The 21143-nt window shown below is 69.7% G+C and carries 16 protein-coding genes; 6 read left to right on the top strand and 10 right to left on the bottom strand.

Annotation, left to right across the window (positions count from 1 at the left end):
• Window positions 1–2 precede the first annotated feature (2 nt).
• Window positions 3–2372 carry a phosphoribosyltransferase domain-containing protein gene (locus ABT304_RS08300; RefSeq protein WP_350714346.1) on the bottom strand — a complete coding sequence of 790 codons (2370 nt, stop codon included), beginning with the start codon at window positions 2370–2372 and terminating at the stop codon, window positions 3–5.
• Window positions 2373–2521: 149 nt separating this feature from the next.
• Here ABT304_RS08300 and ABT304_RS08295 point away from each other — a divergent pair, with 149 nt between their 5' ends.
• Window positions 2522–4003: a glycoside hydrolase family 5 protein gene (locus ABT304_RS08295; RefSeq protein ID WP_350714344.1), complete on the top strand. Its 1482-nt coding sequence runs from the start codon at window positions 2522–2524 to the stop codon at window positions 4001–4003.
• Here the strand turns inward: ABT304_RS08295 and ABT304_RS08290 are convergent.
• Window positions 3990–5738: an ATP-binding protein gene (locus ABT304_RS08290; RefSeq protein ID WP_350714342.1), complete on the bottom strand. Its 1749-nt coding sequence runs from the start codon at window positions 5736–5738 to the stop codon at window positions 3990–3992. The two genes, ABT304_RS08295 and ABT304_RS08290, sit on opposite strands and share 14 nt — an antisense overlap.
• Before the next feature lie 179 nt (window positions 5739–5917).
• On the opposite strand from ABT304_RS08290, the gene ABT304_RS08285 reads away from it, so the two are divergent.
• A complete protein-coding gene (locus ABT304_RS08285; RefSeq protein WP_160024991.1) occupies window positions 5918–6493 on the top strand; it encodes a TerD family protein in 576 nt (191 codons plus the stop codon).
• A 24-nt stretch (window positions 6494–6517) separates the two neighbouring features.
• On the opposite strand, the gene ABT304_RS08280 is transcribed toward ABT304_RS08285, so the two are convergent.
• The gene (locus ABT304_RS08280) at window positions 6518–7324 is read right to left on the bottom strand and encodes a HoxN/HupN/NixA family nickel/cobalt transporter (RefSeq protein ID WP_350714340.1); all 807 of its coding nucleotides are present in this window, start codon (window positions 7322–7324) and stop codon (window positions 6518–6520) included.
• A 204-nt stretch (window positions 7325–7528) separates the two neighbouring features.
• On the opposite strand from ABT304_RS08280, the gene ABT304_RS08275 reads away from it, so the two are divergent.
• Together ABT304_RS08275 and ABT304_RS08270 are read left to right on the top strand one after the other, a co-directional pair.
• Window positions 7529–11776, top strand: a complete 4248-nt coding sequence (locus ABT304_RS08275; protein ID WP_350714338.1) for a LamG-like jellyroll fold domain-containing protein — start codon at window positions 7529–7531, stop codon at window positions 11774–11776.
• Window positions 11773–12435, top strand: a complete 663-nt coding sequence (locus tag ABT304_RS08270; protein ID WP_350714336.1) for a hypothetical protein — start codon at window positions 11773–11775, stop codon at window positions 12433–12435. Before ABT304_RS08275 ends, ABT304_RS08270 begins: the two co-directional genes overlap by 4 nt.
• On the opposite strand, the gene ABT304_RS08265 is transcribed toward ABT304_RS08270, so the two are convergent.
• Together ABT304_RS08265 and mca are read right to left on the bottom strand one after the other, a co-directional pair.
• Window positions 12416–12691 (bottom strand): hypothetical protein, encoded by a 276-nt coding sequence (locus ABT304_RS08265; protein WP_160024995.1) that lies wholly within the window; start codon window positions 12689–12691, stop codon window positions 12416–12418. The genes ABT304_RS08270 and ABT304_RS08265 overlap by 20 nt on opposite strands.
• A gap of 194 nt (window positions 12692–12885) precedes the next feature.
• Complete coding sequence (mca, locus tag ABT304_RS08260) at window positions 12886–13872, bottom strand: mycothiol conjugate amidase Mca (protein ID WP_350714335.1); 987 nt, start codon at window positions 13870–13872, stop codon at window positions 12886–12888.
• 166 nt (window positions 13873–14038) lie between these two features.
• Here mca and ABT304_RS08255 point away from each other — a divergent pair, with 166 nt between their 5' ends.
• The gene (locus tag ABT304_RS08255) at window positions 14039–14422 is read left to right on the top strand and encodes a DUF4307 domain-containing protein (RefSeq protein ID WP_350714334.1); all 384 of its coding nucleotides are present in this window, start codon (window positions 14039–14041) and stop codon (window positions 14420–14422) included.
• A 19-nt stretch (window positions 14423–14441) separates the two neighbouring features.
• Here ABT304_RS08255 and greA read toward each other — a convergent pair whose 3' ends face one another.
• From greA to ABT304_RS08230, 5 genes are all read right to left on the bottom strand, one after another.
• Window positions 14442–14951 carry a transcription elongation factor GreA gene (gene greA, locus ABT304_RS08250; RefSeq protein ID WP_141792144.1) on the bottom strand — a complete coding sequence of 170 codons (510 nt, stop codon included), beginning with the start codon at window positions 14949–14951 and terminating at the stop codon, window positions 14442–14444.
• A 228-nt stretch (window positions 14952–15179) separates the two neighbouring features.
• Window positions 15180–16391 (bottom strand): threonine ammonia-lyase, encoded by a 1212-nt coding sequence (ilvA, locus tag ABT304_RS08245; RefSeq protein WP_350714675.1) that lies wholly within the window; start codon window positions 16389–16391, stop codon window positions 15180–15182.
• A gap of 1 nt (window position 16392) precedes the next feature.
• A complete protein-coding gene (locus ABT304_RS08240) occupies window positions 16393–17850 on the bottom strand; it encodes an AI-2E family transporter (RefSeq protein ID WP_350714333.1) in 1458 nt (485 codons plus the stop codon).
• Window positions 17851–17860: 10 nt separating this feature from the next.
• Window positions 17861–19228 carry a glutamate mutase L gene (locus ABT304_RS08235; RefSeq protein ID WP_350714331.1) on the bottom strand — a complete coding sequence of 456 codons (1368 nt, stop codon included), beginning with the start codon at window positions 19226–19228 and terminating at the stop codon, window positions 17861–17863.
• Window positions 19215–20384 carry a cystathionine gamma-synthase gene (locus ABT304_RS08230; RefSeq protein WP_350714329.1) on the bottom strand — a complete coding sequence of 390 codons (1170 nt, stop codon included), beginning with the start codon at window positions 20382–20384 and terminating at the stop codon, window positions 19215–19217. Before ABT304_RS08230 ends, ABT304_RS08235 begins: the two co-directional genes overlap by 14 nt.
• Window positions 20385–20487: 103 nt before the next feature.
• Here ABT304_RS08230 and msrA point away from each other — a divergent pair, with 103 nt between their 5' ends.
• Entirely contained in the window at window positions 20488–21141 is a 654-nt protein-coding gene (msrA, locus tag ABT304_RS08225) for a peptide-methionine (S)-S-oxide reductase MsrA (RefSeq protein ID WP_350714327.1), read from the top strand.
• Window positions 21142–21143 lie beyond the last annotated feature (2 nt).

Here is a 21143-nt window from a genome sequence, read left to right as displayed (position 1 = left end):
CATCAGGGACGTACGAGGCCGATGCAGGAGTAGGGCAGGCCGGAGATGCGCTCCACCGGCACGTCGCGCGCCTCGGCGAGCTTCTTCACCTGACTCACGTCGGCGTCATGGGCCGGGTCCACCAGGATCTTCGCCGGCTCGCCGTGCAGCAGCAGCCGGAGGGTCTCGTCGACGCCGGCCTGGACGAGGCTGACGTCGCCGTCCGCGAACTTCTCCGCGACCTCCTCGACCGCGTCCCAGCCCACCCAGGTGGGGGTGTGGTCGCCACCGAGGTGGGCACCGAGGTCGAGCATCACCTTGGTGCGCACGATCGGGAAGCGGGCCGCGACGGTGTCGATGAACTTCTTGGACACGTCGGCCGGAGCCAGCTCGGCGTGGAACACCGCGCCGTGGAAGTCGTTGGGGCCGACCCGGTCGTCGTCGATGATGGGGCGCGAGACGAGGCCGGAGACGGTCGACCCGAGGGCCGCCGACGGGATCAGGTAGTCCTCGCGGGTGCCGTAGACCGCCACGCTCCGGCCCGGGTCGGCGAGGACCGCGAGCTCCGGGGAGAACGGCGAGGCCAGATGGGCGTCGAGCGTCGAGTTGGCCTTCTCGACCGACGCGGCCAGCTCGCGAGCGATCGCGCCCGTGCCGGTCCACCCGTCCACGAACATCACCTGAGCGGGGTCGTGGTGGGCGGCCAGATAGGCGAGCGCGGTCTGGTCGATGCCGCGACCGCGGATCATCGAGATCGCGTAGTGGGGCAGGTCGAGCCCGTGCACGCGCTGGGCCCAGCGCCGCATCAGCACGCCGATCGGGATGCCGGCACGCACCAGGGAGACCAGCACGGCGTCCTGCCCGCGCCTGGCGAGCACCTGCTCGGTGACCAGGCCGATGGCGTACGCGACCCGCTGGGCCGATGCGGTCAGGGCCTCGTCGAAGAGCTCCCGGTGAGCCTCCGCGTGCTCCTCGGCTGGTGCCTCGGCCGTGTCCTCGGACAGATCCTTGAGCAGCCAGGCGACGTCGTCGCGGTCGTAGGAGCCGAAGGCCGGCCCGTGGAGAGGAGCAGGCAGCTGCCGGGCCGGCTGATCGTGGCGCGGCTCCGGGGCGTACGCCGGGATGGTCACGACCACGACCCGCGGCGCGAGCCGGGCGAGCTGGTCGACCAGGCCGCCCTCCTCGTGCAGCGCGGGGGTATCAGCCGGCTCGTCGACCACCAGCACGATCGTCTCGAAGGCGCCCTCACGCAGGTTGTAGGCGTAGCGCGGCCCGTCGCCGTCGGCCGGGGCGTCGTGGGAGGGGAAGGTGATCGCGGTGCGGATCGCATAGCCCGGGTCGTCGACGTCGAGCACCGGCGACCGCGTGGTCGTGGAGTAGGTGATCTCGTGGCGGCGGCCCTCGGCCGCGCGCCGGTCCGCCAGGGCAGAGGCGATCCGCAGCGGTGCGTACATCAGCTCCTCGGTGCCCAGGACGTGCACCGGGCCGTCGGGGATACGGCCGGCGACGGCCGCGGCGGTCACGGTGACGGCCGACTCGTAGGAGCCGGCGGCGCTGGGTGCGAAGCCGTGGCGACCACCCTCCTGGACGGCGCGCGGCCAGGTCGCGACGACCTGGACGACCTCCCCGCGCGGGCGCTGGCTCGTCTCGACGCCGGCCAGCTGACGGAGGTTCTCGACGGTGTCGATGAGCCGGTTGCCGTTGTCGGCGAGATCCTCGGGCAGCTCGATCTCGCCGCTCGCGAGGGAGACCACGTCCAAGGTCGCGCGCAGCCGCTTGATCGAGCGCTCCATCCGGCCGCGGTCGGCCTCCGAGCGCAGGTCGACGAGCGCGGCCACGACGTAGTGCTTGTGCGGGAACTTCTTGTGCAGCGCCCGGATGGTGCTGACGACGGTCTTGCCGGTGATGACCTCGTCGTCGACGAGCACCAGGGTGTCGGCACGGGCGAGGAAGGCGGGGTCGGCGGGGAGCAGCCGGTGGGCGGTCGCGTGCGAGTGCTCCTCGTAGAAGTCCGCGACGGACTCGATGCCCTCGACGACCCGGCGGGTGGAGTGCAGATAGGGCGCCCCGAGGGCGTCGGCGACGAGATGGCCGAGCGCGGTCGCGGTCTCGGCGTAGCCGAGGACCACCGCGTCACCCGTGACCGCGGCGCGCGCCTTGGCGCCCAGACGCAGCCCGGCGTCGGTCACCAGACGCGGGTCGGTCGGAACGTGCTTGCCGAGGACGGAGGAGACGAGGAGCTGCGCCCGGCGTGGGTTGCGTCGCACCGCCAGGCCCACCAGATCGGTGAGCATCATCCCGCTCGGCGCGTCGGTCGTCCGCAGACGCACGCCCAGACGTTCGGCCACCCAGGTGCCTGACCAGCCGCTCGCTTCGTCTCTCACAGGTGACATTCTCCCCCAATGCTCCTCAACTGACTCAACCGCAGAGAGGCCGCCCCTGTCCACTGCGGGTCTCTTCTGAACAGCCCCGATGCGCCGCCCGCCGTTCAGAATGAGAACATGTTCTTGTCGGATGTGATGAAGAGCACTAGGTTCCGCACATGTCACGTCGCTCGGGAAGCTTCGCCATCGTTGTCGCTGCGGCGGCTGTGCTCGCCTTCGGAACCTCCCTGCTAAGCCCCGTTGGTCCGGCCGCCGCCGACCCTTCCGCCGACCCGGCGGAGACGCCGCGGCTGTCCCGCGAGGGGCGCTGGCTGGTCGACCAGCACGGCCGGATCGTGCTGGTGCACGGGCAGAACCTGGTCTGGAAGCACGATCCGTACGTCCCGCCCGACTCGCCCGAGGGCTTCACCGTGGCCGACGCGGAATGGCTCGCCGAGCACGGGTTCAACGGCGCCCGGATCGGCACCCTGTGGGCCGGCGTGACCCCGGACGCCCCCGGACAGGTCGACGAGGACTACCTCGACGACTGGCAGCGGGTGATCGACCTGCTCGCCGACGAGGGCATCTGGATGCAGTACGACTTCCACCAGGACATGTGGCACGAGACCTACGGCGGCGAGGGCGTGCCCGACTGGGCAGCGAAGCGACCGGCGCCCTACAACCTGCACCCGCCGATCAAGCTGTCCTTCCCGGCGACGTACATCACGCCCGAGCTGGCCACCGTCTACGACAACTTCTGGGCCAACAAGAACGGCGTCCAGGACGGCTGGGCCGCGGCCTGGGGCGCGGTCGCACAGCGGTGGGGCGACCAGCCCTACTCGATGGGCTACGACCTCATCAACGAGCCGTGGGCGGGTCGGGAGTGGCTGACCTGCCCGATCACCGGCTGCGCGAGCTCCTACCGGGACGAGTTCCAGCCGGCGTACGAACGGGCGACGGCGGCGATCCGCCGGTCCGACCCCGACGGGATCGTCTGGTACGAGTCGCAGCTGCTCGCCAACCAGGTCCCCAACTCGAGCTTCGGCCCGGCCGACGACGACCAGGTCGGCTACTCCTGGCACAGCTACTGCCCCTACGGCTATCTCGACTCCCAGGGCATCCCGACCGGGGTCAGCGGCTGCCAGGACTACGACGAGACGCACAACCTCAAGGCGCTCGAGCAGGCCGAGACGATGGGCGCGACCAACCTGATGTCGGAGTTCGGCGCGACCGACAACACCGAGCTGCTGGCCATCGACACCGCCTCGGCCGACGACCACTTCACCTCCTGGATGCACTGGGCCTACAAGCACTGGGACGACCCGACCACCGCCGACGGAGGCCAGGGCATGTTCACCGACGACGCCGATCTCTCGACGGTGAAGCCCGAGAAGCTGCGTACGCTGGTCCGCACCTACCCGCAGGCCACGGCCGGGACGCCGGTGGACCTCTCCTTCGACCCGGAGACCGGTGCGTTCAGCTACACCTACGAGCCCTCCGCCGAGATCGACGAGCCGACCGAGATCTTCGTCAGTCCCCTCCACTACCCGTCCGGGCCGGACATCTCGGTCGAAGGCGGCCAGGTGGTCGGCGAGGCCGAGCACCACCGGATCCTGGTCGAGGCGACCGGAACGGAGCCGGTGACGGTCACGATTGACTAGGCAGATAGTAGAAGCCCGGCCCGCGGCGGTTCTCGCGAGACGGTCGGAGGACTCCCGTCTTCTCCAAGTCCTTGAGCACACCACCCACGTTCGTCGGGCTCGCGCCGAGCAATCCACCCAGCTCGGTGGTGCTGATCCGCCCGCGGCTCCTCGCGTAGAAACGCGCAATCCGGTCCCGCGACGGCCACTGACGGGACATGCGGGCGGAGCGGTCTATCGACTGGAGCGCAAGCCGTGCACTCGGGCTCAGGCACCACGCCGGCGTAGCGTCGTCAGGCACTCCTGGCACGAGGCGCGCAACAGCCATCCCCTTGATCTCCGCCTTCATGAGCCTGCGGATCGCCCCGTCGGTTTCCGCGTCGTTCAGTTGCAGGATGGGAGCCGCGGTCTGAACATCGACCCACCCCTCGTCGATCAGACGGCGCAGCAGGAGGAGCACGTTGAGGTCATCAGTCAGACCAGTCGGCTCAATGATCGCAAGCCACTCCATCCAGGCAGGGTCTGCAGCATCCCCCACCAGTGAAACCCGGACGAACGGACCATCGATCTGCTCGATCTCGGGCGACCGATGACCTACCCGAACCATCTCTTTGACCATGCGATCGACTCCGATGCCTTCACGCTCGGCGATGCGTACGGCAGCCAGCAACTCCGTCAGTGCACGATTTCTCGACTGCGACGGATGCGTGATGATGTTCGCCGCCGTGACGCCTCCGAAGAAGCCTCCCGGACTCGTAACGCGCATGGTTCCGCCGGTGTGTTCGACGGTCGTTGCCTGCGCCAGTCCCCACTCGCGATGGGCCAGCCCGTTCACGACCGCCTCACGGATGGCGCTCTCCGGCAGATCCCGGATCTGACCAACCGCGATTCCCTTGGGAAGGTGGCGCACGGAGTTGTTGGCCGTGATGTGGGTGAAGACCTCCTGGAGCTCTTCCAGCAATCCGCGCTCGCCTTCATGCACGCGTTGGCGGCTGTCACCACCGGCCGCGTCGCGGCGAATGTAGTCCAAGGCTGCCTCGCCCCGACCGACGAACGTGAGCACGCCGGCATTGGTGAGCATCCCGTCTCCCGTGACGACATTGAGCCGACGCAGGAGATCGGGGGTCGGCTGCGCCGCCAACTCCGCGGCGTGCACCTCACCGCTGCCCCTGAGGAAACGACGCGCGACCTCGACAGAAGCCTCTCGGGCCGCGCTCGCGGGAAGGTTCGACGCTTGGGCGGACCAGTCGAAGTTCGTTCTGATCATCCTCTGGGCATGCCAGGTTGCCAGGTCGATCTCCACACAGTTGTCATCGACGCGCCACGTGATCCTGCCTCGCCACCGGATCGGCTCGATCGCCTGCGGTGCGGTGATGACCAGCACTCGGCTCCCCTGGACCTCGACGGGACGTACGTCGATGGTCAGTGTCCGATCGGTCAGCTCATAGACCCTGTGACGGAGCCACTCGACATCAAGCGTCGTCCCGGGAAGACTTCCGTTGTCGGCTGCCCCAAGGATCAGTGCACCGCCGCCCGGCGTGTTCGCCATGCACGCGGCTTCCCCAGCCACTTGTTGAGCCGCCCTGTCATTGGTCGGCATTCCGGGGAGCAGAGTGCCCGACCTGTCGCGGCGTCCCATTTCCTCCTTGAGGTCGACCAGGCTGGACTCGTCGTCATTCCAAGCGCCTGCGTCGAGCAGGCCGAGAACACGTTCGACCTCACGCTCGACCGGGCTCTGGCCGTAAGTTATGGACATCAGCCGCACACCTCCTCCGCCATAACTTACACGCACTTTAAATTATGGTTCGGTGCTCACGCGGCAGACTTCCATATTTTCAACCCCTGAACGACGCGGCACAGAGTCCGTACGCAACTCCCTGTCAGGCCCTATCGTGGTCTGCGGCCCCGCTCGTTGGTCCAGCATCGGAGGAACAGTTGTCGGTCTCGCTTGCCAAGGGACAGTCGGTCTCGCTCACCACAGGTGACGGCAGCAGCATGACGCACGTACGGATAGCGCTCGGCTGGGACGCGGTCAGGAAGGGCCTCTTCGGCGGGTTCCGCGGGGCCGACGTCGACATGGACGCCTCGGCGATCCTCTACGACGCCAACGGCGCCCACCTCGACCAGGCCTGGTTCCGGCAGCTGAAGTCCAGGGACGGCGCCGTCGTCCACACCGGCGACAACCGCACCGGTGCCGGCGAGGGCGATGACGAGTCGATCATCGTCCACCTCGACCGCATGCCCGCAGAGGTCGCGCAGATCGTGTTCACGATCAACTCCTTCACCGGACAGAGCTTCGCCCAGATCCAGAACGCCTTCTGCCGTCTGGTCGACGAGAACACCCACACCGAGATCGCCCGCTTCGACGTGAGCCAGACCGGCCCGCACACCGCGGAGATCATGGCCAAGGTCAGCCGTCAGGACGGCGGCTGGGCGATGACCGCGCTGGGCGAGATCGGCAACGGGCGTACATTCCAGGACCTGCTGCCCTCGATCGCCCCGACGCTCTGACCGTTCAGACCGCGTGGATCGCGGTCAGCCGAGCGAGCCGACGCCGACGACGGTGAGGCCGGCGCCGAGGACCGTGACGCCGAGCGCGGCCAGGATCGGGGTGACCTTCGCCGCGACCTGGAGGTAGGCCTTCGACTCGGCGACGCGGACGACGAGGTTGTTGCCGGCCAGGGCCAGCAGGCCGACGCCGAACAGGATCGTCGCCATGCCCAGGCCGAAGGTGATCACCAGCAGCAGCGCGAACGCCGAGCGGCCGGCGAACAGGCCGGTCACCAGGACCAGGAAGGCCCCCGGCGACGGGGTCAGGCCGCCGGAGATACCGAGCAGGACGATGCCGGGGCGGCGTACGCCTGGCTGACCGTGGCCATGCCCATGTCCGTGCCCGTGACCGTGCTCGGCGAAGTGCCCGTGGGAGTGCCCGTGTCCGGTCCCCGAGCGGGCAGCACGCCAGTGCCGGCGCAGCAGCCAGAGCCCGGTGCCGATGATCAGCACTCCGGCGACGATCTGCAGCCCGGCGGTGACGTTCTCCAGGCGTACGAGATCCGAGAGCGAGAAGAACGCCCACGCCACCGCGATGACCAGCACCGAGAAGGTGTGCATCACCGCCACCGAGCCGCCCAGCCAGGCCGCGTCGCGCACCCGGCCCTCCGCGCCGATCAGGTACGCCGCCGCCAGGGTCTTGCCGTGGCCCGGCGCGATCGCATGCGCAGCGCCGGCGGCGAAGGCGAGCACGAAGGCGGCCGCAGCGATGCCGGGCTCGTCCAGATAGCCCTGCACGCGCTCGACCAGAGCCGCCGCGCCGAACCAGTCACCCGTCAAAAAATCGTCCATGTCAGACGCAAACGATGGCACAGAGTTTCGCCGCCGGATACGGCTGCGGCAAGCGTTTACCCACCGGACAGACGGGCGTCGACAACGCCGCTCGGCCACGTTCACCGGATCTCAGGATCCTCGTCCAATGGCCGGGCGTGTGCCTCGGCCGTTCGGCACCTCGGGCGATGCCGCACGTCATGCCGCACGACCCCAAGGAGCATCGTGTTCGCACCAACGAGTGCCAGCTTCGCCAGACCCGGACGTAGGCGACTGGTCGCCGTCGCCGCCGGTCTGGCCCTCGCCGGTGGTGTCATCGCCGCCCTGCCCGGTGACGCCGTCATCTCCGCCAGCGCGTCGACCTACACCGCCGTCGGCGCACCACTGACCGGTCCGCCGCGCGCCGCGCTGGCGACCGTGGACGTGCCGGCACCCGACGTACTCGACATCGACTTCGAGGGCGGCGCCCCGCACGAGCGCGCCCAGTCGCTCGAGCCGCGCACCTGGGGTGCGCCGACGTACGGCACCGACGACACCCTCGCCGAGACGCCGACCGATGTGATGACCGTCGACGGCACCGACGACGCGGTCTCCGTCGAGCACGACCCGTGGGCCGGCCTGCAGCAGGGCTTCACCATCGAGTGCGTCTTCCGGGTCGAGACCACGCTGCCGACGAGCAACGAGAAGGACCTCTGCTCCAACAAGGAGGCGGGCGGCTACTCGGTCTATGTGACCGGCTCCAACCTGGGCACGATGGCCCACATCGGCGGCGGCTACAAGACGGTGCTGACCCCGATCACAGCCCACCGCTGGTACCACGTGCTCTCGGTCTGGGACGGCCAGAGGCTGAACCTGTACGTCAACGGCACCAAGGCCGGCTCGACCGCCGCCACCGGCGCGCTGCAGGCCCCGGCCGCGACGTCGCGCCGCTTCGTGGTCGGCGCCGACTCGGCTCCCACCGGGATCGGCCAGCCGGCCCCGCCCGCCTCGTTCGCCGCGGCCTCCCTCTTCGCCCGCGCGGTGACCGACGCCGAGGCCGCGGCGCTGGCCGGCGAGTACGACACCGCTCCCCCGGTGCCCGCCGCGGACGTGCTCGACGTCGACTTCGACGACGGCACCCCGGCCGACGACACCGGCCGGGCCGTGACCACGGTCGGCGAGCCGGTGATCTCCGACGACACCGCGCTGGACGCCAAGGTCGCCTCCTTCGACGGCTCCAACGACGCGTACGCCTATGCGATGGGCTCCGCGGCCTGGGACCAGATCGACGACCAGGTCTCGATCGAGTGCACCTTCAAGGACAACGGCACCTTCCCCAACGGGACCGAGCACTCGATCTGCTCGGAGAAGGAGGGCGGCGGCTACTCGATCGTCGTCTACAGCGGCAAGCTGACCTTCGCGGTCCACGCCGGCGGGGCCTACCGCAACGCCCAGGTCGAGATCGAGACCGGCCGCTGGTACCACGCCGTCGGCACCTGGGACGGCTCGACCGCGCGGCTCTACGTCGACGGCGCGCTGGCCGCCTCGATCGCGGCACCCGCGCCGCTGACCCGTCCCGGCGGCAACGCCCTCAACTCCTTCTACGTCGGGGCCGACTCGGTCAACCAGTTCTGGTCGCCGGTCACCGTGCGCACCGCGCGGATCTTCACCGACGTGCTCACCGCCGACGAGGCCAACGCCCTCAGCGTGGCCGCGCTCGGTGACGTACGCGACGCCGGCGTGGTCGTCAACGGCACCACCCCCGCGGCCGGCTCGCACATCACCACACCGACCGAGTTCGCCGTCGACATCACCAACCAGGGCAACGCCTCCGGCTGGACCTACGCGCTCGACGGCGACCCGATCCGGCCCGGCCAGGAGATCGGCGCCGGCCTCGCTCGCGGCGAGCACACCATCGAGATCGCGGCGAAGGACGTCTTCGGACGTCCGGTCGCGCACACCTCGACGTTCACCTCCGACGCCATCCCGACCGGCGGCGGCACCGACACCGGTCAGGGCAAGGGGAAGGTGACGCTCTCCGCGATCGCCAACAGCCCCGACGGCTCGGACGTGACCACCACCTTCAAGGCGGCCTCAGCCTCCGTCGCCGACGGCGGTTTCCAGGGGGTCGTGCCGGTGCTCCCGAGCGCGCTCGAGTTCGACTACTCCTCCCCCGAGACGATCGACGGGAGCCAGAAGCCAGACGGGCAGACCACCGCCAGCACCTCGAGCAAGCTGATCCCGTTCCAGCGCTACGACGTCTCCGTCCCGGCCTCCGACTCGCGTCGCCACGTGGTCTGGACCGGCACGGCCGACCCGGCCCGCTCGGTCTCGCTGCGGGTGTGGAACACCGTCGAGAACCGCTGGGACGAGCTCGCCTCCGCCCGCGGCATCGCCGACGGCGACACCACGCTGCAGGGCCGAGCGTTGGCCGCCCACGTCGACGACGGCGTCGTGCACGTCCTGGTGACCGGCATCGACCCGTTCGCCGACGACCTCTCGCCGCGCGACGAGTCGGCCGCCGCCGACAAGGACCACTTCGAGAACCCCGACGACTACGACTTCTCCTTCGCCCACTTCACCGACACCCAGTACATCGCCGAGGGCGCGGCCGGTGGGACGTACGAGAACTTCAACGGGATCGAGGAGCCCTCGGACGTGCAGCTGGTCGAGGAGCAGGCGGTGTGGCAGCGCGCCTACCGCGCCGAGACCGAGTGGATCCGCGACAACGCCGACCAGCGCAAGATCGCGTTCACCTCGCACACCGGTGACGTCACCGAGAACGACACCAAGGACCCGCTGGCCACCGACGCCAACGGCAACCTGCTCTACCCGGGGCTCGACGAGCAGATCACCCGCGAGTTCGAGTTCACCTCGGACGCGCAGGGAATCCTCGACGAGGCGGGCGTGGTCAACCAGGTCGTCGCCGGCAACCACGACAACCAGGGTGGCCGCGAGACCGGGTCGCAGTCGCGGTTCAGCCGCTACTTCAGCCCCTCGCGCTACTACGACGCTGCCCAGGGGTGGCCCGAGGGCGCGTCCTACCACGCCTGGGACGAGGTGACCGACGGCTCCGGCAACGTGGTCACCCCGGGCACGGACAACCAGAACAACTACGTGCTCTTCTCCGCCGGCGGGCTCGACTTCGTCGCCGTCGGCCTCTCCTACGGCGTCACCCCGGAGGAGGCGGCCTGGGCGAGCGAGATCTTCGCCCGCTTCCCCGACCGCAACGGCATCCTGAGCACCCACGCCTACCTGGCGCCCTCCTCGGCGCCCGACGGCCGTGGGGCCAACTTCTCCACCGACGGGTCCCGGCTCTTCGACCAGGTCGTGGAGGCCAACCCCAACGTGTTCCTGGTCCTCGCCGGCCATGAGCACGGCGTCGGCACCAACCTCAAGCGCGGCATCGGCGCCACGGTTTCGCACAACGTCGTGGAGCTGCTCGCCGACTACCAGTTCTACAAGGTGACCGCCGGTGAGCTCTTCCCCGACTCGGTCGACGCGGCCGGCAACATCGACCTGAACGGTGACGGGACGGTCGACCACAAGGCGACCGACCTGCTGCAGTTCGGCGCCTCCTACCTGCGTCTGCTGCAGTTCGACACCGAGCGCTCGGAGATGTCGATCGACACCTACTCCCCGCACCTGGACGACTTCGGGGCAACGGAGTACGACGACCGGCACCGCTACAACGGGGCCGAGGACAACCTCACGCTTCCGGTGGACCTCTCCACCAGGCGTACGTCCTTCACGACCGACGCGTTGACGGTGGTCACCCCGACCGACACCGTGATCGGCACCGACACCGCGCGTTCGGGCTGGCCGGCGACGGTGGAGTGGGCCGGGCTGACCGAGGGCCAGGTGTACGCCTGGACCTCGACCTCACGCACCGGTGAGGCCCAGACGCTCGGCTCGATCGACCAGTTCGGCGGCGTCTTCCTGGCCACCGCGGCCGGCACCGACGCGACGCCGCCGGTGCTGACGGTCCCGGCCTCGACGACGATCGAGGTGGGCGCGGAGTTCGACCCGCTGGACGGGGTCAGCGCGACCGACAACACCGACGGTGACCTCACCTCGGCGATCCAGGTCTCCGGGAGCGTCGACACGACCAAGGCCGGCGCCTACCCGCTGACCTACACGGTCACCGACTCCAACGGCAACCAGGCCGTCGCCTCGCGCGCGGTCGTCGTGGAGGAGCCCAACGTGCCCGAGCTGACCCCGGTCACGCTCACCGCGAAGGACGTCACGGTCCGCTTCGGACGGGACCTGGTGTTGCGTACGTCGGTCGCGCCGCGCAGCGCCACCGGCACGGTGCAGTTCCTCATCGGCGAGGACGTCCTCTGCGAGGCGCGCGTCCGACGCGGCGTCGCCGAGTGCGAGGTCGACGTGCTGCCGCCGCCGGGACGTCACCAGGTGCAGGTCTTCTACCCGGGTGACGACACGCACGCCCCCGCCACGACGAACCTCACGCTGACGGTCAGGCAGCGTCAGTGACTCGTCCTGCCAGGGCACTCGCGGTGGTCGCCGGCCTCGTGCTGGCGGCCACCGCGGCCGTGCCCGCCTCCGCTCACCCGTTCGGCGCCCCGCAGACCGCGACGATCGCCGGCACCACCGGCGCTCCTGAGGTGACCTGGCGGTTCGGGGCCACCGACGACATCGCCTACCTCGCGGTGCAGGTCGGGGCCTTACCGCCGGACCGGATGACGCTCGACGGCGTCGTCCTCTACGAGCCCGGCGACGAGACCGCGCTCGCGCGGTCGGAGGCGTACGCCGACTACGTGCTCGACCACATCCGGATCGAGGGCTGCGCGGGGTCGGTCGAGGCCGGCCAGGATCTGATCGCCGACGGCACCACGGTCACCTTCGACTGCCCGTCACCGGCCTCGGCAACGTCGATCGAGATCGACATGATGACCGACCTGCACCCGGCGTACCAGACTCTCGCCTCGGGGCCGAACGGTCAGAAGGCGGCGTACGCAGGGACCACCCGCTCCCACGACTGGTCCCTCGACGAGTCCCGGGCTTCGGCGACCGGGCTCAGCGCACTGCTCCAGCTCGGCGGCACCCTCGGCGCGATCGCGCTGGTCGGTGCCGGCGGGTGGTGGCTCGTGCGCCGCCGGCGGCAGGTGGAAGCTAGCGCTTCAGCTTCTTGATCTCGTCCTTGGCGGCCTGCTGGGCGATCGCCTCGGCCTGGGCCTCCTCGCCGAAGACACCCTCGACCTTGGCCTTCTCGACCTTCTTGAACTGACGCAGCATGCTCCAGGCGATCACCGCGACGGCGACGCAGAGCGCGATGAAGATGCCGAAGGCGGTCCAGCCCGCGACCACGTCCTCGTCCTGCGGCGGAGTGGGCTCAGGAGCTGGCTGGGAGGTGTGCAGCGTGTGCGTCGTCATCGGGAGGCCGGACATACCGACATTGTCTCACCCTTGTCTGAGAGATCGCGCGGGCAGGGGCGCCGTCGCGAGCGTCGCGAGACGGGTGCGATGGCAAGGCGGAGCCTCGAAGGCGGTCTGGTTGCACCGTCGAGAGGCGACAACGCAGCCAGCGCGCCCGTATCGCGGCGCGCAGCAGGCGGCCATGCCTGCGCGATCTCTTTGAAAGCTCAGGCGGTGACGACCTTGCCGAAGCTGATCTCGCGGCCGACCGCGGCCTTGCCCTCGTCGTCGGCGGTGGAGACGTCGAGACCGGCGAAGAGATCGGTCTCCTCGCGCTTCTCCGCCTCGGGCACCGGCACGTAGGAGGTCACCAGCTCGTAGTCCTCGGTCGGCCAGGCCTCCTTCTCGATCTCCCGGGGCACCGCGAACCAGGGGCCGTCGGGGTCGATCTGGGTGGCGTGCGCGAGCAGGGCCTGGTCACGTACGCCGAAGAACTCGGCACACTCGACCTTTGTGGTGACCCGCTCGTCCCAGCCCGGATTCGGCTTCCAGGTCTCGAGGCGGTCCTCGTACGGCGAAGCGAGCCCGTGACTCTTGATCGCCTCGTGCAGCGCGATCATCCGCGGATAGTTGAAGGTGTGGCTGTAGTAGAGCTTCAGCGGCTGCCAGGGCTCGCCCGCGTCCGGGAACAGGTCAGGGTCGCCCGCCGCCCGGAACGCCTCCACCGAGACCCGGTGGCACATGATGTGGTCCGGGTGCGGATAGCCACCGTTCTCGTCGTACGTCGTGACCACGTGCGGCCGGAACGTGCGAATGATCTCGACGAGCCGGCGCGTGCTCACCTCGAGCGGCGTCCGGCCGAAGGAACCCTCGGGGAGCAGCGACCAGTCCTTGGCCCCCATCTCCTCGACCTGCATGAACTCCTCGACCCAACCGGAGTCGACGAAGCCGAGCCAGTCCTGCTTGATGCCGAGGATGTCGCGGGCGCGATGCATCTCCTCGCGGCGGATCTCGTGGATGTTCTCCAGGATCCCGGGGCGCTCCATCTTCGGGTTGAGGATGTCGCCCCGCTCGCCGCCCGTGCACGTCGCGACATGGACGTCGACCCCTTCGGCGACGTACTTCGCGGTGATCCCCGCGCCCTTGCTCGACTCGTCGTCGGGGTGCGCGTGCACGTGCATCAGGCGGAACGCCTGCTGGAGCTGCTCTGGCATGAGTTCAATCCTAACCACGCTCCGTCTCACCAATCGGTTACCCGCTCCCACTCCGCGGACAACTTTGGTGGTAGGTGGCCGGGGACGGATGTGCGGTCTCCTTCGCCGGGGTGGGACCATGTTTCCCGTGAGCACGCCGTCATCTGCCGAAGCGGAGCCCGAAGCCGTGAGTTCTGAAGAATCCCGCATCGCGGCCCGCTACGGCCGCGGCCCGGGCCGTCGCCCGGGCGTACTCATGATCGCCCTGGTTCTCATGCTCGTGGCGATCGTCGGCTGGTTCGGCTGGGCGCTGTGGCTGGCCCTGCATCCCGAGGTCTCCTCCGGGCTGGAGAAGTGGGAGGCGGTCAGCGAGAACGAGGTCGAGGTGACCTTCGTCGTACGCCTCCACGACAAGGACGCGAAGCCGGTCTGCACCGTCGAGGCCGAGGACGACCAGGAGGAGAAGGTCGGCCACCTCGAGTTCACCGCCACCGAGGGGCGTCAGACGATCACCATCCCGACCGAGCGCCGTGCGCTGCGGGTCGAGTGGGGTGAGTGCACGGTCGAGTGACCGTGCACTCACACAGGGATCACCCGGTGAAGACCTCGGTCTTCAGGATCTCGACCTTGAGCGGCCCGCGAGGACCCTCGTAGGTCACGGTGTCGCCGACGCTGGCACCGATGAGGGCAGCGCCGATGGGCGAGGCGGCAGAGGAGATCTCGACACCGCCCGCGTAGTCCTTCATCTCGATCGAGGCGATGAGGCGGGTCTCGGCCTCGTCGTCGTCATCGCCCTCGAACTTGAACGTGACCAGCTTGCCGACCGAGACGACGCCGTCGTCCTCGGGGACGGTGGTGTCGGCCTTGCGCAGCAGTGCCTCGAGCTGCTGGATCTGACCCTCGAGCTTGCCCTGCTCCTCGCGAGCGGCGTGGTAGCCGCCATTCTCCTTGAGGTCGCCTTCGTCGCGCGCGGAGCTGATCTCGGCAAGGATCTCCTGGCGTCGGGGGCCCTTCAGGTATTCCAACTCCGCGGTGAGCTTGTCGAATGCACCCTTGCTGAGCCAGATAGTGGCAGCCGTGGTCTCGGTCGACTGAGTCATAGCGAGTTACTCCTGATGGGTAGTGAATAGGTAAGGGGCGCCGGTCAACCCCCATCAACCGGCGCCTTTTCTCCCTGCTGAGCGGGCGTGTTTCACCCAGCTGAACGTTCCGCGGGAGATTGTCAGAAGGTTCAGTTTAACAAGGCAACCACACCCGAAGACAGTTCGCGACCGAAACGTCGCGCAATCTGGCCTCGGGACCGTTCCCCGGAACGTCCGGTCGAACGGTCAGGGCGTGGTCACTGGATATCCCTTGCTGCGCAGCTGTTCGAGTACTCGCTCGGCGTGGGTCTGACCCCGGGTCTCCAGCTGGAGCTGCACGCCGACCTCGGCGAGCCGCAGTCCGGGGTTGGTGCGCGAGTGCACGACCTCCATGACGTTGGCTCCGGTGTCGCCGATCACCGACAGCAGGGTGGCCAGCGCGCCGGGCTGGTCGGGGATCGTCACCGCGACCGGCAGGTAGCGCCCGGCCAGCGTCATGCCGTGCTGGATCACCTTGCCGAGCAGGAGCGGGTCGATGTTGCCGCCGGAGAGCACCACCACGACGGGACCCTCGAAGGCCTCGGGCGCGTCCATCAGGGCTGCCACGCCGACCGCGCCGGCGGGCTCGACGACCAGCTTGGCCCGCTCGGCCAGCGCCAGCAGCGCGCTCGAGATCGCCTCCTCCGAGACCGTACGGATCTCGTCGACATAGGTCTGGATCATCGGGAAGTTGGTCTCCCCCGGCAGGCCGACCGCGATGCCGTCGGCCATCGTCGGCATCTTGTCGAGCCGGATCGGACGGCCCTCGCGCAGCGAGACCGGGTAGGCGGCGGCCGTCTCGGCCTGCACGCCGACCACCTTCACGTCGGGGTGCTTCGCCTTGATCGCGAGAGCGGCGCCGGCGAGCAGGCCACCGCCGCCGAGCGGGATGACGACGGTCTTCACGTCCGGGGCCTGCTCGAGGATCTCGAGCCCGATCGTGCCCTGGCCGGCGACGACGTCGGGGTGGTCGAAGGGGTGGATCATCACCGCGCCGGTGCGCTCGGCGAAGGCCATCGCGGCCTGGAGGCACTGGTCGACGTACTGACCCTCGAAGATCACCTCGGCGCCGTACGCCCGGGTGGCCTTCTCCTTCGGGATCGGCGCGCCTTCGGGCATGAACACGGTGGACGGGATGCCGAGGGTGGTCGCCGCCAGCGCGACGCCCTGGGCGTGGTTGCCCGCGCTCGCGGCCACCACGCCGTTCTTGCGCTCCTCCTCGGTCAGCCGGGCGATGCGTACGAAGGCGCCGCGGGCCTTGAAGGAGCCCGTACGCTGCAGGTTCTCGCACTTGAGGATGACCGTGTCACCGATCATGTCGGTGAGCCAGCGGGCTCCCTGGACAGGCGTCTCGGTGATGTGGTCGCGCAGCAGCTCGCGGGCCTCGAGGATGTCCTCGTACGTCGGCTGACCATGCATCTCAGACACTGCCTGCTCCTGGGCTCGCTGGGGGTGGGGAGGTCGGTCCGTTGGCCGGCAGCGGGGGCGGCGGCGACGTCGGCGCCTGAGCCTGGGCCAGTGCCTGGGCCGGGGCGGTGGCGGTGGCGGTCAGATGGTTGGCGACCGCGTTGAGGGCGGCCACCAGCGGCACGGCCACCAGGGCACCGGCCACGCCACCGAGCACGATGCCGGTCGCGACCGCCAGGATCACGCCGAGCGGGTGGACCCGGACCCAGCGACCGAGCAGGAACGGCTGCAGGCCGTGGGCCTCGAGCTGCTGGACCAGGATCACGCCACCGAGCATCAGCAGCGCCGTCACCGGTCCCTGGGAGACGAGCGCGACGAGCACGGCGACCGCGCCGGCGACGGTGGCACCGATCAGGGGCACGAACGAGCTCAGGAAGACGAGCACGCCGATCGCCGCGACGAACGGGACCTGCAGGGCGGTGGCGATGATCATGATGCCGACCGCGTCGACCGCGGCCACGATGACCGTCGCCCGGGTGAACTGGGTCAGCGACACCCAGGCGACCCGGCCCGAGCTGTCCATCCGGCTGCGCGCGGCCCGCGGCGCGAGCCGGACCAGCCAGCCCCAGATCCGCTCGCCCTCGGCGCAGAAGAAGTAGGTGGAGAAGAGCACGATGAACAGGCCCGCGAAGACGTCGAGAGCGACACCGCCGACCTCGCTGACCCGGGAGAACGGGTTGGAGGCGTACGCCGCCGCCCACTCCTCCAGAGTGGTCTGCACCGTGTTGAGCCAGGTGTCGATCTGGGTCTCGCTCGCGTTGAACGGGCCGTTGATCAGCCAGTCGCGAATCTCGTCGAGCGCCTTGACCGTCTGCCCGGCCAGATCGTTGAAGCCGTTGGCGACCTGGGTGCCGGCGAAGCTCAGCATGGCGATGACCGCCACGAGCACGCCGAGCACCACGAAAAGCGCCGAGATGCTCCGCTTCAGCCCTATCCGGGCCAGGCCGTTGACGACCGGGGAGACGAGCGCGGCGATCAGCAGCGCGATGACCACCGGCACCACGACGATGCTGAGGAAGCCGAGAGCGCGGACGATGAGGTAGCCGGCGGCGACGATCACCAGGAACCGCCAGGCCCACTGCGCGGAGAGCTCGACGCCGTAGGGGACGTCGGTGCGGCTGACGGCCTTGGGCGCGGTCACCGGCTCCGGCGCGGCCAGCTGCTCCTGGCGCTCCTCGCGCAGACGCTCGAACTGGTTGACGAGGCGAAGCGCGAAGTTCTCGGCCGACTCACGGGCCTCCGCGGCGGCCTCCTTGGCGACCTCGGCCGACTCGCGCGCGTCGGCCTCCTCCTGGGCGAAGCGGTGAGCCTCACGTGTCTCTCGGCTGCGCCTGAACGCGCCCTTCATCCGCTCGAAGCCATCCTTGGCGGTCCGCTTCTCGCCCCCGGGAACATCCCCCTGATCTGTCACCTGACAGAGGCTACCGGGAGGGCGAGAGATGGGTCGCAAGGTGCCGTGCGGTCGTGGGGTGCGACCGCGCGAGCAGGCCTACCGCGGCGAGCACGTAGTCGCTGTCGACCGCCCGCAGCGGCGCCTCCGGGAGCTGCCATCCGCCGCGACCTGACCAACGCATCACCCGCTCCTCGATGCCCCGGCGTCCGTGCCTGAGTACGCCGCCGGAGCCGATCACCACGCCGACCCGGCGCAGATCGGTGCCGGTGCGCTCGATGACCTTGCCGCTCGGGGACAGGACGACCCGGGAGCGACCCGCATGCCGCTGCAGGGCGGTGGAGATCGCGATCCTCGCCAGGAGCTCGTCGATGTCCTTGTCCTGCTCGGTGCGCGGCAGCCAGCCGGGGTGGTGGCGCCGATGCTCCACCTCGCCGGTGAGATCCGACTCGGCGAGGCTCGGGTCGGAGTGATCGGCCGCTTCGAGGGTCGTGGTCGCCGACCAGCGCATGCCCAGGTCGCCTTCGACGGTCCGGGTCACCGGGGTGACGGCGACGACCTCCTCGCGTACGTGCTCCGCCTCGGGGTCGGGTCGGACCACGCTGTGCACGTCGGTCGTGGCGCCGCCGACGTCGACGACGACCACGTCCTCACCGAGCACCTCGGCCAGCGTCTCGACTCCCTGGAGCACGACATCGGGGGTCGCCCCCTGGACGATCCGCCGGAAGTCGGCCCGGCTGCTGAGGTTCTTGCCGCCGATCACGTGCTCGAGGAACATCTCCCGGACCGCCGCGCGGGCGCTCTCGGGTGCCAGCACGCCGATCTTCGGAACGACGTTGTCGCAGGTCACATGGGGGACATCGGCCAGGATCTCGTCGATCTCGTGGGTCGCCTCGCGGTTGCCCGCCACGACCACCGGTCCACGCCAGCCGGCCGCGGCCAGCTCGCGCGCGGCCGAGACGACGGCATCCCGGTTGCCGCCGTCGGTGCCGCCGGTCAGCAGCACCAGGTCGGGGGTGGTGGAGCTGAGGGTGGCCCCGAGGTCACTCCCGGCCTCCCGACCTGCGGTCGCGATCACCGCGACGACCTTGCCCCCGCTGGACAGCGCCACCCGGCGCCCGGCCTCGGCGGTCACCAGCTCCTCGTTGCCGACCACGGCGATCCGGAGGCCGCCGCCGGCCGAGGAGCAGGCGAGGATCTCGGCGGTGGCCGCCCGCGAGTCCTTCTCGGTGAGCGCGGTCAGGCAGGCGTCGTACGCCTCCATCACCTCGTGCAGCGACGTCGCTGCGCTCGCGGTGCCGAGGATCTCGCCGGAGACGAGGTCGACGTGGAGCGCCTTGGTCCAGGTGGAGCCGAAGTCGACGCAGACGGCGGTCTGTGGCGAGTCAGCTCTGGTCAAGGGCCTGCTCGAGGTCCGCGACGAGGTCCTCGGCGTACTCGATCCCGACGGAGAGCCGGACCAGGTCGGCCGGCACCTCGAGGTCGGTGCCCGCGACGCTCGCGTGCGTCATGCGTCCGGGGTGCTCGATCAGGCTCTCGACACCGCCGAGCGACTCGCCCAGCGTGAAGATCTTGGTGCGCTCGCACACCGCGAGCGCGGCGGCCTCGCCGCCCTCGACGCGGAAGGAGATCATGCCGCCGAACCGCTTCATCTGCTTCTGGGCGGTCGTGTGGCCGGGGTGCGTCTCCAGGCCCGGGTAGATGACCTCGCCGACCTTCGGGTGCGAGGTCAGGAAGTCGGCGACGCGCTCGGCGTTGTCGCAGTGGCGGTCCATGCGTACGGCCAGGGTCTTGAGGCCGCGCAGCGTCAGCCAGGCCCCGAACGGGTCGGCGATCGCGCCGGCGGCGTTCTGGAGGTAGCCGATCTTCTCGGCGATCCCGAGGTCGCGGACGACCACGGCGCCGCCGACGACGTCGGAGTGGCCACCGACGTACTTAGTCGTGGAGTGCACCACGACGTCGGCGCCGAGGGTGAGCGGCTGCTGCAGGTAGGGGCTGGCGAAGGTGTTGTCGACGACCAGCCGCGCGCCGGCCTCGTGGGCGACCGTGGCCAAGGCCGCGATGTCGGCGATGTTGAGCAGCGGGTTGGTCGGCGTCTCGACCCAGACGACCTTGGTCTTGCCCGGCTGGATCGCGGCCGCGACCGCGTCGACGTCGGCGACCTGGGCCGGGGTGTGCGCGATCCCCCACTGGCTCTCGACCTTGTCGATCAGCCGGTGCGTGCCGCCGTAGGCGTCGTCGGGGATGACCATGTGGTCGCCAGGCCGCATCAGGCTGCGGATCAGGGTGTCCTCGGCGGCCAGGCCGGAGGCGAAGGCGAACCCCTTCTCACCGTCCTCGACCGCCGCCAGCGCACCCTCGAGCGCGGTGCGGGTCGGGTTGGCGGAGCGGCTGTACTCATAGCCGTTGCGCAGGCCACCGACGCCGTCCTGCTTGTAGGTCGTGGTGGCGTAGATCGGCGGGATCACCGCACCCGTCGTCGGGTCGGGCTCGTAGCCCGCGTGGATCGCCTTGGTCTCGAAACCGGCCTTGCCGAGGTGCTGCTGCTCGCTCACGGTCCGAGCCTACGTCCGATCTCGTCGCGCGGCCCATCCGGGAACGTTCGCGCGTCGAACTGTGTTGGAGACTGGTAGACAACCCGACCAATGGAGGTTCCGAATGTTCGGCCGACCGACTCAGCTCTTCCCCGAGGACCGCACGCTCGCCGGGCGCGACCAGGCGCTCTTCGAGCTGCCTGCGAAGCACCGGGTCCTCGGCACTCCTCTGCTCGCCTCCCCGTCCGACGGGACCGCCCCGGAAGGGTCCGAGGTGGCGTACTTCGGTCTCGGCTGTTTCTGGGGCGCCGAGGAGATCTTCTGGCAGACGCCGGGGGTCTACTCGACCGCCGTCGGGTATCAGGGCGGCACCACGGCCAACCCGACTTACGAGGAGGTCTGCAGCGGGCAGACCAACCACACCGAGGCCGTCCGGGTCGTCTTCGACCCGACCGTGGTCTCCTACGCGGACCTCGTCAAGAAGTTCTTCGAGGTGCACGACCCGACGCAGGGGATGCGGCAGGGCAACGACGTCGGGACCCAGTACCGCTCGGCGCTCTACTACGTCTCCGACGCGCAGCGGGAGACCGCTGAGGAGCTGACCAAGATCTACGGCGACGAGATCGCTCGTCGTGGGTATGGCGAGATCACCACCGAGATCCGCGAGGTCCCGACCTTCTACGCCGCCGAGCCCGCGCACCAGCAGTACCTGGACCGCGTGCCCAACGGCTACCGCTGCCACGCCAACACGGGCATCGCCTTCCCCGCGACCGCCTGAGG

Source organism: Nocardioides sp. NPDC000445, assembly GCF_040300245.1.
Classification (GTDB): domain Bacteria; phylum Actinomycetota; class Actinomycetes; order Propionibacteriales; family Nocardioidaceae; genus Nocardioides.
Note: the sequence above shows the minus strand (reverse complement) of the source record. Positions and strands in the feature narration are given on the sequence as shown.